This is a genomic window from Rhizobium sp. BK591 (assembly GCF_014195045.1).
GTDB classification, from domain to species: Bacteria; Pseudomonadota; Alphaproteobacteria; order Rhizobiales; family Rhizobiaceae; genus Rhizobium; species Rhizobium anhuiense.
Genome location: NZ_JACIAZ010000004.1, coordinates 184,243 through 198,283, shown reverse-complemented (window position 1 = coordinate 198,283; position 14,041 = coordinate 184,243). Strand labels below are relative to the sequence as shown.

Annotated in this window: 18 protein-coding genes; 8 read left to right on the top strand and 10 right to left on the bottom strand. The window is 62.9% G+C overall.

The window, feature by feature from the left end; all coding sequences use genetic code 11:
- Positions 1-127: 127 nt before the first annotated feature.
- Positions 128-1,111: an iron exporter MbfA gene (gene mbfA, locus FHX10_RS19085; RefSeq protein WP_028757872.1), complete on the bottom strand. Its 984-nt coding sequence runs from the start codon at positions 1,109-1,111 to the stop codon at positions 128-130.
- Between the two features lie 171 nt (positions 1,112-1,282).
- On the opposite strand from mbfA, the gene FHX10_RS19080 reads away from it, so the two are divergent.
- On the top strand, positions 1,283-1,750 hold the full coding sequence (locus tag FHX10_RS19080) for a group III truncated hemoglobin (protein WP_028757873.1): 468 nt from the start codon (positions 1,283-1,285) through the stop codon (positions 1,748-1,750).
- Between the two features lie 21 nt (positions 1,751-1,771).
- On the opposite strand, the gene FHX10_RS19075 is transcribed toward FHX10_RS19080, so the two are convergent.
- The 3 genes from FHX10_RS19075 to FHX10_RS19065 all read right to left on the bottom strand — a co-directional run bounded on the left by FHX10_RS19075 (position 1,772) and on the right by FHX10_RS19065 (position 4,439).
- Positions 1,772-2,683, bottom strand: coding sequence for an EamA family transporter (locus FHX10_RS19075; protein WP_097543158.1), 912 nt, complete (start codon positions 2,681-2,683; stop codon positions 1,772-1,774).
- Positions 2,684-2,852: 169 nt separating this feature from the next.
- On the bottom strand, positions 2,853-3,404 hold the full coding sequence (gene recX, locus FHX10_RS19070) for a recombination regulator RecX (protein WP_047617521.1): 552 nt from the start codon (positions 3,402-3,404) through the stop codon (positions 2,853-2,855).
- Positions 3,405-3,413: 9 nt separating this feature from the next.
- Positions 3,414-4,439, bottom strand: coding sequence for a histone deacetylase family protein (locus FHX10_RS19065; RefSeq protein ID WP_097594986.1), 1,026 nt, complete (start codon positions 4,437-4,439; stop codon positions 3,414-3,416).
- Between the two features lie 135 nt (positions 4,440-4,574).
- Between FHX10_RS19065 and FHX10_RS19060 the strand changes: the two genes are divergently transcribed.
- On the top strand, positions 4,575-5,186 hold the full coding sequence (locus FHX10_RS19060; RefSeq protein ID WP_047617519.1) for an HAD family hydrolase: 612 nt from the start codon (positions 4,575-4,577) through the stop codon (positions 5,184-5,186).
- A gap of 15 nt (positions 5,187-5,201) precedes the next feature.
- On the opposite strand, the gene FHX10_RS19055 is transcribed toward FHX10_RS19060, so the two are convergent.
- A complete protein-coding gene (locus tag FHX10_RS19055) occupies positions 5,202-5,720 on the bottom strand; it encodes a GNAT family N-acetyltransferase (RefSeq protein ID WP_028757878.1) in 519 nt (172 codons plus the stop codon).
- Positions 5,721-5,743: 23 nt separating this feature from the next.
- On the bottom strand, positions 5,744-6,313 hold the full coding sequence (locus FHX10_RS19050; RefSeq protein WP_047617517.1) for a helix-turn-helix domain-containing protein: 570 nt from the start codon (positions 6,311-6,313) through the stop codon (positions 5,744-5,746).
- A gap of 137 nt (positions 6,314-6,450) precedes the next feature.
- Between FHX10_RS19050 and tenA the strand changes: the two genes are divergently transcribed.
- From tenA to FHX10_RS19030, 4 genes are all read left to right on the top strand, one after another.
- Positions 6,451-7,149, top strand: coding sequence for a thiaminase II (tenA, locus tag FHX10_RS19045; RefSeq protein ID WP_063474848.1), 699 nt, complete (start codon positions 6,451-6,453; stop codon positions 7,147-7,149).
- Positions 7,150-7,225: 76 nt separating this feature from the next.
- Positions 7,226-9,058 carry a translation elongation factor 4 gene (gene lepA / locus FHX10_RS19040; RefSeq protein ID WP_028757881.1) on the top strand — a complete coding sequence of 611 codons (1,833 nt, stop codon included), beginning with the start codon at positions 7,226-7,228 and terminating at the stop codon, positions 9,056-9,058.
- Positions 9,059-9,116: 58 nt separating this feature from the next.
- Positions 9,117-9,347 (top strand): type II toxin-antitoxin system CcdA family antitoxin, encoded by a 231-nt coding sequence (locus tag FHX10_RS19035; RefSeq protein ID WP_063474849.1) that lies wholly within the window; start codon positions 9,117-9,119, stop codon positions 9,345-9,347.
- The gene (locus tag FHX10_RS19030; protein ID WP_063474850.1) at positions 9,347-9,646 is read left to right on the top strand and encodes a CcdB family protein; all 300 of its coding nucleotides are present in this window, start codon (positions 9,347-9,349) and stop codon (positions 9,644-9,646) included. Before FHX10_RS19035 ends, FHX10_RS19030 begins: the two co-directional genes overlap by 1 nt.
- 4 nt (positions 9,647-9,650) lie before the next feature.
- Here FHX10_RS19030 and FHX10_RS19025 read toward each other — a convergent pair whose 3' ends face one another.
- The gene (locus FHX10_RS19025; RefSeq protein WP_028757882.1) at positions 9,651-10,103 is read right to left on the bottom strand and encodes a GFA family protein; all 453 of its coding nucleotides are present in this window, start codon (positions 10,101-10,103) and stop codon (positions 9,651-9,653) included.
- 112 nt (positions 10,104-10,215) lie between these two features.
- Positions 10,216-11,649, bottom strand: a complete 1,434-nt coding sequence (locus tag FHX10_RS19020) for an MFS transporter (protein WP_048338495.1) — start codon at positions 11,647-11,649, stop codon at positions 10,216-10,218.
- Positions 11,650-11,762: 113 nt separating this feature from the next.
- On the opposite strand from FHX10_RS19020, the gene FHX10_RS19015 reads away from it, so the two are divergent.
- The gene (locus FHX10_RS19015; protein WP_080759944.1) at positions 11,763-12,239 is read left to right on the top strand and encodes a winged helix-turn-helix transcriptional regulator; all 477 of its coding nucleotides are present in this window, start codon (positions 11,763-11,765) and stop codon (positions 12,237-12,239) included.
- Positions 12,240-12,293: 54 nt separating this feature from the next.
- On the opposite strand, the gene FHX10_RS19010 is transcribed toward FHX10_RS19015, so the two are convergent.
- Both FHX10_RS19010 and FHX10_RS19005 read right to left on the bottom strand, forming a co-directional pair.
- A complete protein-coding gene (locus FHX10_RS19010; protein ID WP_047617510.1) occupies positions 12,294-12,842 on the bottom strand; it encodes a sugar O-acetyltransferase in 549 nt (182 codons plus the stop codon).
- Between the two features lie 12 nt (positions 12,843-12,854).
- Positions 12,855-13,592 (bottom strand): type 1 glutamine amidotransferase, encoded by a 738-nt coding sequence (locus FHX10_RS19005; RefSeq protein ID WP_063474851.1) that lies wholly within the window; start codon positions 13,590-13,592, stop codon positions 12,855-12,857.
- A 130-nt stretch (positions 13,593-13,722) separates the two neighbouring features.
- Here FHX10_RS19005 and FHX10_RS19000 point away from each other — a divergent pair, with 130 nt between their 5' ends.
- Positions 13,723-14,016, top strand: coding sequence for a SelT/SelW/SelH family protein (locus FHX10_RS19000; RefSeq protein ID WP_028756410.1), 294 nt, complete (start codon positions 13,723-13,725; stop codon positions 14,014-14,016).
- The last annotated feature ends 25 nt before the right edge of the window (positions 14,017-14,041 follow it).

Sequence of the window (14,041 nt, the reverse complement as noted above, 5' to 3'; positions counted from 1 at the left end):
TTGCCGGCCTTTTTCGTTTTGTTGGTTTGGGATGCCACACCGTCTCCCGGCCCTTCGCTTTGGGCTCAGGGCGTTCGTCGCTGCAATCGATTCACTGAATCGATTGCTCGGCTTCGCCGATCGCAACTCACCCGTTGCCAATCAATATCCCCGCGCCGAGCACTAAACCGCCGCCGAGCACCACCTGGAAGGCGGCGCGCAGGAAGGGGGTTTCCATGTAGCGGTTCTGGATGAAGGCGATGGCCCAGAGTTCGAAGAAGACGATGATGGCGGCGGTGATCGTTGCCGTCCAGAAGTGCGGGATCAGATAGGGCAGCGCGTGGCCGAGGCCGCCGAGCGCGGTCATGATGCCACAGGCAAGGCCGCGTTTGACCGGCGAGCCTCTGCCGGAAATCTTGCCGTCGTCATGGGCGGCTTCGGTGAAGCCCATCGAGATACCGGCGCCGACGGAGGCCGACAGGCCGACGAGAAAGGTCTGCCAGGTATCCTGCGTGGCAAAGGCGGCGGCGAAGATCGGCGCCAGCGTCGAGACCGAACCATCCATCAACCCGGCAAGACCCGGCTGCACATAGGTCAGCACGAATTGCCGATGCACCGTCTCGTCCTCGCCGCGCTTGACGTCTTCAGGCGTATGTTTGTCGCCCAGCATGCGGGCGATATCTTCATGCCCCTGTTCGGCAAGGGCGAGATCGCCGAGAAGCTCACGCGTCGAGGCGTCCGAGGTCCGCTTTGCCGCCTCGACATAGAAACGATAGGCCTGCTCCTCCATCGCCTCGGATTCCTGCCGCATCGCGTCCAGCGAAAGATTTGCCCTCAGCCAGTCGGGCTTGCGCTCGTAGAAGCCCTGCACATGTTCGCGCCGGATCAGCGGAATGCGCTCGCCGAAGCGCTGGCGATGGATTTCGATGAGCGACTTGCGATGCGTATCCTCGACCTCGGCCATATCCTCGAAGACTTTGGCCGAAGCCGGAAATTCGCGACGCAACCTGTCGGCATAGGCGAGATAGATGCGGGCATCGTCTTCCTCGGAGGCAATCCCGAGGGCAAGGATCTCCTGCTCGGACAGTGATTCGAAAGATCGTTTCGAGGATCTGAAAAACCGCGCCAGCATGACTTTCTCCAAAATTTAGAATTATTCTAAATCTAAAGAAGCAGGCGATGACGGTCAAGGGCGCGGGGAAGAATGCTGACAGATTGCCGCAAGCGGGCACGGACGACTTTGGCTCGTTGCGATAAACACCTATATGAGGGCTGCCGCATCACGCGGCGCCGGGGTTTTCGAATGGACAATGACATTCAGGGCCGCCCCGCCCATATCGCGGCGATCCGCGAAAGGGCGGAGGCCGAAATGCGGGAAATGGGCGTCGACGAAGCCTTCATCGATAGGCTGGTCGAGACTTTCTACGCCCGCGTGCTGGCGCATCCCGATCTCGGCCCGGTGTTCGACGCCAGGCTATCCGGCCGCTGGCCGCAGCATATGGCGAAGATGAAGAGCTTCTGGTCGGCCGTCGCCTTCCGCAGCGGCGCCTATGGCGGCAAGCCGGTGCAGGCGCATACAGGTGTTGCAAACCTGACGCCTGAGCTCTTTCCGAAATGGCTGTCGCTGTTTGCCGCAACGCTGGACGACATCGCTCCATCGCCGGAGGCCAAGGCTTGGTTCATGGCGACGGCGGAGCGGATCGCCAAGAGCCTGACGCTTTCGCTGTTCTACAATCCGGCGCTCGACGATCCCAAGCGCACACCCGCCTGATCTATATTCTAAATCTTTATGCTAAGTTTTCGCCGCCGAGGCGGTGGCGCCGGCGCTGGCCGCCACCACGAGCGCGGTACCCAGCATCTGCAGCGCGGTCATCGGCTGGGCCAGGATCAGAAAGCCGGCGAGCGCGCCGAGCGCCGGTTCGAGGCTCATCAGGATGCCGAAGGAGGCCGACGGCATGCGCCGCAGCGCCACCATCTCCAGCGCATAGGGCAAGAGCGGTACGAGGATGGCGAGGCCGAGAACCTCCGCCAGCCCCTTCAACGTGAAGGCGCCGCCTGTCTCGGCAAGGCCGAAGGGGGTTGCGACGAGGCCGGCAACGATCAGCGACATCGACAGGCCTTCCAGCCCCTTGAAGGCAGCCCCGACCTTCTTCGTCAGCAGGATATAGACCGCCCATCCCACAGCCGAGCCGAGAGCGAAGAGGACGCCGGGGAGATTGCCGACCCAGCCTTCGCCGTCATGGGCGAGGAAGAGGATGCCGGCCGCAGCAATCAACGGCCAGAGCAGGCGCCAGGTCAGGCCGTAGCCGAAGACGGCGACCGAGAGCGGCCCGAGGAAATCGATGGCGATCGCCAGGCCGAGCGGCAGCCGCTGGATCGCCGCGAAGAAACACAGCGTCATGGCGGCGGTCGTCGTGCCGAGCAGCAGGGTCGCCCGCCACTGGGCGCCGCTATAACGCAGGAGTGAAGGCCTGACGACAACGGCCAGGATGATCGCCGCGAAAGCAAGCCGCAGCCAGGTGGCGCCGGCAACGCCATAGATCGCAATGGCCGGGGACGACAGCGCCGCGCCGAACTGGATCGAAGACATCGACATCAGGCACATCGCGACACCGGCCGCCAGGCCGCCCGAAGACGACGCCATACCCGGCTGCGGCATCAAAGCTGCGCCATCCGTCCCGGTCTCGATAGTCTTGATGTCCATGTGGCCCCCGATCCTGGCGCGGTTCTAAGCCGAAGACGGGGGAGAACCAAATTCAAACTTTTCATGCCGGGATCAAGAGCGCTGATGCTGGGGAATGCCAGGAAACGACAGGTGATGCGGGAGATCGAGTTCACGCTTTAACCAGGCGATCGCCGATGGTGATGCAATATCACCGGCGGCCAGCAAGGATGACTTCTTCGGCGTCTTCGAAGCTCATGTCGAAGACCCTCCTGCCGATGTCGAAGCTGAAGCCGTTGCGGGCGAAGGCTGAAAGCTCTTTAGCCTTTCGCTTGTCGTCGAGCTCGACCCGGCGGAAAGGGCCGAAGGCGCGTTTGCGGGCAAATATCGCGGCCGCATAGAGATCGTCGGCCTGCTCAAGTGCTGCCTCGACCTTGTCGCTGGAGACGCCCTTGACGGCAAGTTTCTGGGCGATCGCGCGTTTTGATTTGCCGCCGCGCACGGCAGAGCGGGTGCTGATCTCCGCATAGGCGCTATCGTCGAGCACCTTGTTGTCATAGGCAAATTTGACGGCGAAATCGGCAACGGCTTTCACTTGCGCCGCGCTGATATCTTCGAATTTCTCCTTCGCCTTGCGGGTGATGGCGTCAAACAGCTGCTTTTCCGTCATCATCCGCCGCTCCAGGCGATAGATGGCGGAATTGCGCGCCCAGCTCAGCATGCGGGGTGTCGGGATGTCGGAGGGAACTGTCTCATCGGTCATCGGCAGTGATCAGGCTTCCAGACCCTTGAGGACGTTGGCGACGTTGATGCCGATTTCCGGCACGCCGTAACCGCCCTCCATGCAGGCCAGCACCGGCAGGCCGGCGGCTGATATCATCGCGCCCATGCGGGTGAAATCATCGGAAGTCAGGCTGAAAAAGGAGATCGGATCGCGCTCGAAGGTATCGACCCCAAGCGCCACGACGATCGCCTCGGCGCCGAAGTCTTTGATCCGCGCCAGCGCATCGTTTAGCGCCGAAGACCAGACATCAAAGGGCGTGCCCGGTGGCATTGGATAGTTGCGGTTGGCACCAACGCCCTCCCCCTCGCCTTCCTCGTCGGCATGGCCGAGGAAATAGGGAAAGGCGTGCATGGGATCGCCATGCAGAGAGGCGGTGAAGACATCGCCTCTGTGATAGAAGAGATCCTGGGTGCCGTTGCCATGATGGAAATCGACATCCAGCACCGCAACCTTCGCCGCACCATGATCGCGCAGCCGCTGTGCGGCGACGCCCGCATTGTTGATGAAGCAGTAGCCGCCGAAGAGATCGATGCCGGCATGGTGGCCGGGTGGGCGGCAGAGCGAAAAGGCGAAACGATTGCCCTCGGCCAGCCAGTCGGCGCCGGTGACGGCACAGCGCATGGAGGCGATCGCCGCCTCGTAGGACCCCTTGGTGATCGAGGTGTCGGCGGCATTGGCATAATGGCCGATCGCGCCAACGATATTGTCGGGCACGCGCTGGCTGGTGCGGCGAACGGGAAAGGAATTGGCGATCGCCTCGCCGGTGAAGCCGGCGGCCACCCAGCGATCCCAGACGCTGGCGAGAAAATCCAGATAGGCGGGATCATGCACCTTCAGCGCCGTTTCCAGCCCGTGCGCATCGGGCGCCACCACGTCGGTAAAGCCCGCCTCCTTGACCGCCGCCAGGATCCATTCGGCACGGAACGGCGCCTCGAAGGGCGTCACCAGTTGGCCGGCATGCAGTTCCGTTTTGGCATCGCGCAGCTTGTGGTCTTCGGAATAGATGACGCGCATTTCAGATCCTGCCCCTTGATTGACAATCGAGACTTACACGGCTCGGCCGCGACAAAAAAGCGGAACGGCGCTCTTGATCGTCAAGCTATATGACGCCACCTTCGCCGGTGTTTTGAGAACGAGGAAATTTTCCGCATGAAAGTGCTGATGGTCGATGTCGACGGCGTGCTCATTCATGGTCGACCGACCGACGGGCTGCCGCACTTCACCTATCTGGAACGCGATCTCGGCCTGCGTGTCGACCTGCTGCAGCAGGAATTCTTTCAGACCCACTGGCGTGAGATCATTGTCGGCCGCGCGGCGCTGGAACCCAGGCTCACCGGCGTGCTCGCAAAGATCGCGCCGCATCTCAGCGCCGAAACGCTGATCGACTATTGGTTCGAAAACGATTCCCGCCTCGACCGCAATCTGCTGGAAGAGCTCGCTATCCTCCGGCAAAGCGGCATCACCCTTTTCCTGGCGACCAACCAGGAGCATAGGCGGGCGCGCTACCTGATGGAGCAGGCCGGCCTGGACGCGCATTTCGACGACATCATCTATTCCGCAGCACTCGGGCACAGCAAGCCTTCGCCCGATTTCTTCCGGCTGGCGACCGAACGCGCCGGCGTGGCGCCCGGCCAAATCGCCTTCATCGACGATATGGCCGAAAATATCGAAGCGGCGCGGCAGTTCGGCTGGAATGCTGCGCAATGGACGGCGGGCGCGACGCTTGGCGGCGCGCTTCCCGTCTTCGCCAGGCCGGCCTGAGCGAGGCCGGGGCAATCAGGCAAGCCGCTTGTAGAACAGGGTGGTGGCGCAGAATCCGCCTTCCGGCCACAGCGCATAATCGGGAATGACGCCGACACGCTGCCAGCCCAGGCGCGGATAGATCGCCTCGGCATCGCTGCCGGTTGCCGTATCGAGCACGAGCAGGGTCTTGCCACGCTTGGCCGCCTCGCGCTCGGCGGCATCCATCAGCAGCCGGGCGAGGCCCTTGCCGCGGGCGGAACGATGCACCAGCAGCTTCTTCAGATCACCGCGATGCGGCTGGTTCGGCATCTGCGCGGCCCCCACCTGCACGGTCCCGACGATCCTGCCGTCGAGTTCGGCGACCAGCAACAGGTTGCCGCCGGAGGCGACGGCATCGGCGACATCGCGCCAATAGGGCTCGGCATCTTCAGGCCCATAGGGCTGCATGAAGCCGACGGAGGCGCCGCCTGCGACGCAATCGGCCAGCACCTGCGACAGCGCCGGCACGGCGGCTCGGGCCTCGTCGGCGGAAAGGGTACGAATGTCGGGCATGCTGCTCTCCTGAATAGATGCTGTTATCGGCCGCCGCGATCGAGCACGACGCAATAACGCGCCGGCGCGTTGCCGGGATTGTGGAAGATGTGACCCTCGCCGACCGGCATGAAGAGGCAATCGCCCGGCCGCAGCCGGTAGACCGTTTCACCCGCCGTCATTTCCAGCTCGCCATCGAACAGCCAGATATGCTGCGTCATGCCGTGGGAGGCGGCATGCGGGGGGAAGCTGACACGCGCGCCAGCGGGGAATTCGACCTCGACGATATCGACATCGGAGGCAGTGCCGGGTGCGGAGATCGAGCGCCTAATATAACCGGTCTCCGGGTCGCGCCAGACCTGCTGCTCCTGCCGGCGAACAAGCGGCGAGGCCTGCTGTCCCTCCTCCGCGAAGAAGGCCGACAGCGACAGGCCGAGCGCCGCACAGATCCTTGCCAGCAGCGAGGCGGTCGGGCTCGCCTCCGCCCGCTCGATGCGCGAGATCATCGCGCGGCTGACGCCGGAGGCCGCGGCAAGATCATCCAGCGTCAGACCTTTTTTGACCCGCAGCGTGCGGATGCGGATGCCGATCGCCTGTTCGAGTTCCGGTTCCATCTCTCAATCCATGATTCTACTATAAGAGAAATACATTATCCGATGATGGAATCAAGTCTCCTCGCGCGGCGAAACCCGCCTTGCTTTCACCACGGCAGCGTCGATATATGACGGCGCAATCGAGGTAGGAGGCAATGATGGACGCCAGCACGCAGAGCACGGACCTGACGGGAAGCTTCACAGCTGCCGCCTGGGACAGGATCGCCCCTGTTATGGCTGAAATCGAGGCCTTGCCGCTGCTGCTGCGCCTTTCGGACGGCACGCTGCCGCCGGAGGTCTTCCGGCACTATATCCTTCAGGATGCGCTCTACCTGAAGCATTATGCGCGATGCCTCGCCATCGTTGCGGCCAAGGCGCCCGACAATGCGCAGGTGCTGCGCTTCCTCGGTTCGGCGCAGAAGGCCATCACCGTCGAGCAGGGCCTGCATGCCGGCTTCCTCACCCAGTTCGGCATCACGTCGGCGGATGTTTCAGCCGCAGAACCCTCGCCTGCGGGCTTTGCCTATACCAACTTCCTGCTTGCCACCGCCTATCACAGTTCCTACGCGGTTGCGCTTTCCTCCATCCTCCCCTGCTTCTGGATCTACTGGCACGTTGGCGAAGCGATCAAGAACCGGCCTGCTATCGAGGGCAATGCCTTCCAGACCTGGATCAACACCTATGGCGATCCGCAATTTGCCGCCGGCGCCCGTGAAGTGATCGCGCTGACCGACATCGCCGCCCGCGCCGCATCGCCGGTGGAGCGTGCCCAGATGACCGATGTCTTCGTGCGGGCCTCGCAATATGAATGGATGTTCTGGGATTCGGCCTGGCGGCTGGAGACGTGGCCGGTCTGACACGCGTCCGACAAGCTGCAAAATAGCGTAAACAGCGGGCTAATTACCGCTTTGCGGCAAGGGGCGGCGCTGCTATATGGCGCGCATGAGCACCAATTCGACCACTCCGCTTTCCCATATCCGCAATTTTTCGATCGTGGCCCATATCGACCACGGCAAATCGACGCTGGCCGACCGCCTGATCCAGACGACGGGCGGGCTTGCCGAGCGCGAAATGTCCGAGCAGGTGCTCGACAATATGGATATCGAGCGCGAGCGCGGCATCACCATCAAGGCCCAGACCGTGCGCCTGCACTACCAGGCAAACAATGGCGAGAAATACATTCTCAACCTGATCGACACGCCCGGCCACGTCGACTTCGCCTATGAAGTCTCGCGGTCGCTGTCGGCCTGCGAGGGTTCGCTGCTCGTCGTCGACGCCAGCCAGGGCGTCGAAGCGCAGACGCTCGCCAATGTCTATCAGGCGATCGACAACAACCACGAGATCGTCACCGTTCTCAACAAGATCGACCTGCCGGCCGCCGAACCCGACCGCATCAAGGAACAGATCGAGGAAGTGATCGGCATCGACGCCTCGGAGGCGGTGCTGATTTCGGCCAAGACCGGCCTCGGCATTCCCGATGTGCTGGAAGCGATCGTCCACAAGCTGCCGGCGCCGAAGAGCCCAGGCGGCGACAAGGCGCCGCTGAAGGCGCTGCTCGTCGACAGCTGGTACGACACCTATCTCGGCGTCATGGTTCTCGTGCGCATCATCGACGGCGTGCTGACCAAGGGCCAGACGGTGCGGATGATGGGCACCGATGCAAAATACCAGGTGGAGCGCGTCGGCGTGCTGACACCGAAGATGGTCACTGTCGACAGCCTCGGCCCCGGCGAGATCGGCTTCATCACCGCCTCGATCAAGGAAGTGGCCGATACCCGCGTCGGCGATACGATCACCGAGGACAAGCGGCCGACGGCCGCAGCGCTGCCGGGCTTCAAGCCGGCGCAGCCGGTGGTGTTCTGCGGCCTGTTCCCGGTCGATGCCGCCGATTTCGAGGATCTGCGCGCCGCCATGGGCAAGCTTCGCCTCAACGACGCCTCTTTCTCCTTCGAAATGGAATCGTCGGCCGCCCTCGGCTTCGGTTTCCGCTGCGGCTTCCTCGGCCTGCTGCATCTCGAAATCATCCAGGAACGGCTCGAGCGCGAGTTCGACCTCGACCTCATCGCCACCGCACCCTCCGTCGTCTACAAGATGTACATGACCGACGGCACAGAGCGCGAACTGCACAATCCGGCCGACATGCCCGATGTCGTCAAGATCTCCGAAATCCATGAGCCGTGGATCCGCGCGACGATCCTGACGCCGGACGATTATCTCGGCGGCATCCTGAAGCTTTGCCAGGACCGGCGCGGCATCCAGATCGAGCTCACTTATGTCGGCACGCGCGCGATGCTGACCTACGACCTGCCGCTCAACGAAGTCGTCTTCGATTTCTACGACCGGCTGAAGTCGATCTCCAAGGGCTATGCCTCCTTCGATTACGCGCTGACCGACCACCGCGAGGGCAACCTCGTGAAGATGTCGATCCTCGTCAACGGCGAGCCGGTCGACGCGCTGTCGATGATGGTGCACCGGACGGCCGCCGAAAAGCGCGGCCGCGACATGTGCGAGAAGCTCAAGGAGCTGATCCCGAAGCACATGTTCAAGATCCCGATCCAGGCGGCGATCGGCGGCAACGTCATTGCCCGTGAGACAATCTCGGCGCTGCGCAAAGACGTGACCGCGAAATGCTACGGCGGCGACGCCACCCGCAAGCGCAAGCTGCTCGACAAGCAGAAGGCCGGCAAAAAGCGTATGCGCCAGTTCGGCAAGGTGGAGATTCCGCAGGAAGCGTTTATTGCGGCGCTGAAGATGGGCGACGAATAACGCTTCTCAACGACATTTTATGCGCATATGATCTGCGCATAAAATTGAGGAGATCGCTGTGGCTCAGCGGCCAAGAAAAGCAGCAAACCTGTCCCTCGATGAAGGTCTCCTCTCCGAGGCGCGCGAACTCCAGATTAACATATCTCGGGCGGCGGAAGATGGCATCGCACAGGCAATAAAGGCCGAGCGCGAGCGGCTATGGCGTATCGAGAACGCCGAGGCTATCCGGCTGGAAAACGAATATGTTGAAAAGCACGGCTTGCCATTCGCCAAATACCGTCAGTTTTAATGGCACGCTTTCACGTCTATCGCCTTAAAAGCGGGAATGTCCTGGCCATCGATCTTCAAGCCAATCTGCTTGACGATCTGCCTTCGCGAGTCATGGTCCCGCTGCATCCGGTGCAAGAGCTGAGCTGGTCGATCTCGCGACTGAACCCACGCTTTGCCATCGAGGGTGAAGCCTATGTCATGGCCACCCAGCGCATGGCATCGATCCCGACGGCGGAAATAGGAAAAATAGTCGCAGATCTATCGGGCAAAAGCGATGCCATCACCAGCGCCGTAGATTTTCTCTTCCAGGGCTTCTGAGCGTTCACCCCCTGCCCATATATTCCTTCACCAGCCCCTCATAGGCGTTCATCTCCGGCAGCGCCGCGTAGCTGTGCACCGCGCCGGTCTCGGCGAAGGACAGCTTCTCGCTCGTCCATGTCTCGATGAAGGGCGTGAACCAGCTGGGGTCGTCGAGCATGGTCGCGCGCAGATTGACGAACCAGTCCATGCCTTCCGGCCGGGTGAACATCCAGCTCATGCAATGCGGGCAGAAATAATGTTTCGTAACGCCGTGCAGGCCGCCGATCACCGGCTCGCCTTTCGTGACCTCGAAGCCTTCGCTGGGAATGGCGGCGCTCAGCGAATAGGCGCTCGCGGTCATCCTCTGGCAGCCCGTGCAATGGCAGGCCATGGTCAGCAGCGGCGGGGCGCTGATCTTCAGCCGCACCTGGCCGCAACGGCAGCCGCCTTGCATGGGTAGATTCAGTTCGCTCATGATTTTCCTCCCGTTTTGCCCTTTGATCTAGCGGAGCTTTCGCCGCTGTCGAGATGACAAGGCCACTGCGGACGGCAAGGCCGCCGCGAAATGGGTGGCCTTGTCGAGCGCCTTAAGCGACGGCTTCGCGGCGGGAGCCGTCACGGCCGCGCAAGCCCGTCGCCATCACCAGCGCGCCAAGCGCGGCGGCGGCGAGCGGCACCAGAAGGGCGACACGCAGGGATTCCAGCCGCGCTTCTGGAGAGACTTCGTCACCCAGCATATAGGCGCCGATCGCGCTGACGCCGGAAAGCCCGAGTGCGGCTCCGAACTGGATTGCTGTATTGACCAACCCGCTGGCAAGCCCGTGCTCGTCCTCGGCAATGCCGTCGGTCGCGACGATGGTCAGCGGGCCATAGCCGAGCGCGAAGGCAAGGCCGAGCAGCAGCATCGACGGGAACATGGCGGCATAGGTCCAATCGAAGCCCATGCGCAAGAACAGCCCATAGCAGGCAAGCGCCAGCAGGAAACCGGCGAGGATGACGCGGACATTGCCGAAGCGGTCGACAAGCCGCGGCGTCAGGATCGGCGCGACCACCGCATCGATGCCGATCGCCATCAGCGCCAAGCTCGTCTGCATCGGCGTCCAGCCGAGCAGTTCCTGCAGATAAAGCGAGGCGATGAACTGGAAGCCGAAAAAAGAGCCGGCAAACAGCAGGGCGCCGAGATTGGCGCGGATCAGCGCGGCCGAACGCAGGATCCCAAGGCGCACCAGCGGAGCGGACGAGCCGCGCTCGATCAGGATGAAGGCAAGCCAGAGCAGCGCGCTCACTGCAAAGGCGGCGATCGTCCATTCCGTACCCTCGCCCGGATGCTCGAGCCGGATGACGCCATAGGCGGCCAGCAGCATGGCGCCGGTCAGCGCGATCGCGCCTGATATATCGAATTTTCCCCGGGCGGTTCCCGCATCCCTGTCTGTGATCAGCCGAGGGCCGACGGCAAGCAGGATCGCCGCCAGCACCACCGGCGCGAAGAATACCCAGCGCCAGTCGATGGCAGCAAGCAGGCCACCGGCGACGAGGCCGAGCGAGAAGCCGGCCGAGGCCGTCGATGCATAGATCATCACCGCCCTGTTGCGCTGCGGCCCCTCCGGGAAATTGGCGGTAATGAGCGCAAGGCCTGCTGGCGTCATGAAGGCGGAGGCGGCGCCGGTGACGAAACGCGCGACAAGCAGCATCCAGCCCTCGCTCGCGAAACCACCGAGGCCGGAGAAGGCGAGGAAGATCGTCAGCGCCGTCAGGAAGACCCGCTTCTTGCCGAAGATATCGGCGGCCCGGCCGCCCAGCAGCATGAAGCCGGCATAACCCAGCACATAAGCGCTGACGACGGCGCTGAGCGTCGTTGTCGACAGGCCGAGATCGGCGCGGATCGCCGGCAGCGCGATATTGAGCATGGCGACATCGATGCCTTCGAGGAAGATCGCGCCGCAGAGCACGATCAGCGCACCGGCTACGCGGGCGTTCATGCGGCCTTCACTTGTCTTGGTCTGGGAAGATGGGTTGGACATGAAATCCGTTCCTTCGGTTGACACGCTGAAACAACGGGGCGAGGCATGAAGTTACTTTTCATGCCTTAGTTCCCTCTTGTAACCAAAGCTTAGTTAAGACATGATCCGGCCCCATGGAAGAAGGCACTTCAAACTCACCGAGTGACATTTGCAGCACCGGCAAGGACGACAACGTCCTGCCCGGCAAGGACGATAGCGTCCTGCCCGGCAAGGACTACGACGTCCTGCAATGGGATGCGCGCGAGGAGTGCGAGGTCCGGCAGATCCTCGACCGGATCGCCGACAAGTGGTCGCTGCTCGTCATTGCGCTGCTCGAAAAACGCACGCTTCGCTTCACGGAATTGAAGAGGAATATCGACGGCATCAGCCAGCGCATGCTGACGACGACGCTCAGGCACCTGGAGCGAGACGGCATCATCGAGCGCACCGTCTATCCCGTCGTGCCGCCGAAGGTCGACTATGCGTTGACGCCGCTCGGCTGCACCCTGCACGAGACGATCCGTTCGCTGGTGCTGTGGACCGAGCAGAACCAGGCCGGCATTATCGCCGCGCGGCAACGCTACGACGAACGGGCCAGCGATGGTCTGTAGCCGGCGAACGAATTCTGTCGACCGTTAGGGATAGTTAATGTTGCATCGTCCGAACTACCGGATGCGGGCCGGGTTGCCGACCACGGTGGCGCCGGCCGGCACATCCCTGGTCACCACCGCGCCAGCACCGACGATCGCGCCCTCGCCGATCGTGATGCCGCCGAGGATGACAGCGCTTCCCCCGATCCAGACGTCGTTGCCGATCGTGACCGGCCGGGCGATCTCGATGCCGGTGCTGCGAAGTGCAGCATCCTTGTGGTGCTCGGCGCAATAGATCTGCACGCCGGGGCCGAACATGCTGCGATCGCCGATCGTCACCCGGCCGGAATCGAGGATAGTGCAGCCGGCATTGAAATAGACGCGCTCGCCGAGGGTGATGTTGATGCCGTAGGAGCAGTGAAACGGCGCTTCGATGAAGACATCCGATGCTGCCTGCGCAAACAGCGCCCTCAGGGCCGGCGCCATCGCGCCGCGCTCATCCGGCGGCATTGTATTGTGTGCGTGGACGGCCAAGCGCGCCTGCCGGCGCAAGTGATCGAGCTCGTCATCGAGGCAGCAATACCATTCACCTGCCGCCATTTTCTCGCGTTCGCTCGCCGGCATGACATCACTCCCTCACGCCGAAGCCTGCGACAGAATTTCGACCTCTTGCCGTTCGATCAGGCTGACCCAGGCCCGCGCAATGGCAAGGCCGGCGGCATCGGCTGCACGCCCATGTCTTGCTGCCAGTTCGGCGTGGCTCTCCAGCCAGCCGGGGGCGATGCGCGCGATCGTCTCGGGGAATTCAGCCTTCCATTGTTCGACGACCGCTGAATTGGCCTCGAAATGGAACTGCGTGCCATAGACGGCGCGGCCGATGCGGAACGCCTGGTTTTCGGCGACGGGGCTCGAGGCAAGACGGACCGCCGCCTCGGGCAGGGAAAACGTGTCGGCATGCCATTCGAAGATGGTGAACTCGCCGCCCAGCGAAGACAGCACCGGATCGGCCCGGCCCTCGGCGGTAACGCCGATCTTATGCCAGCCGAATTCGCGGGCGGTTCCCAGATGATTGTCGGCGCCATAGGCGCGGGCGAGGATCTGGCTGCCCAGGCAGATGCCGAGCACCGCCTTGCCGGCATCGCCGAAGCGGCGCGTGAGCCGCGCGAGCTCCGGCAGATAGGCGTGTGTCTCATCATCCAGCGCGCTCTGCTCGCCGCCGAGAACGACCAGCGCGTCATGGCCCACTACATCCCGCGGCAGGATGCCATCCTGCCACACCCGGAACCACTCGATGTCAGCGCCCGCCTCGTCGAGGGCCTGGGCAAGCGCGCCGAGGCCGGTATTCCTCATGTTTTCGATGACTGCGACGCGCATGGACTTTCCCTGATATGGCCGACGACGGGAAGAGATCATGCCGGCGGGCAGCACGCAAGACGCTTGTGTAAGGGGCGATTGCGCATGCGCACCACAGAGCTTAAATCTCGTCAAACGAAAGGAAATCGCCATGACCGAAAAAGCCCGTGTCTCGATCCTCTACTGTACCCAGTGCAACTGGCTGCTGCGCGCCAGCTGGATGGCGCAAGAGCTGCTGTATACTTTTTCCGACAGCCTCGGCGAAGTGGCGCTGATCCCCGGCACCGGCGGCAATTTCGAGATCCGCGTCAACGGCGATCTCATCTGGGAGCGCAAGCGCGACGGCGGCTTTCCCGGGCCGAAGGAGCTGAAGCAGCGGGTCCGCGACATCGTCGAGCCCGGCCGCGATCTCGGCCACGTCGACCGAGCCTCGCTCGAAAGCTGAGCAGAGCTCGGCGCCAGCGCGAGCG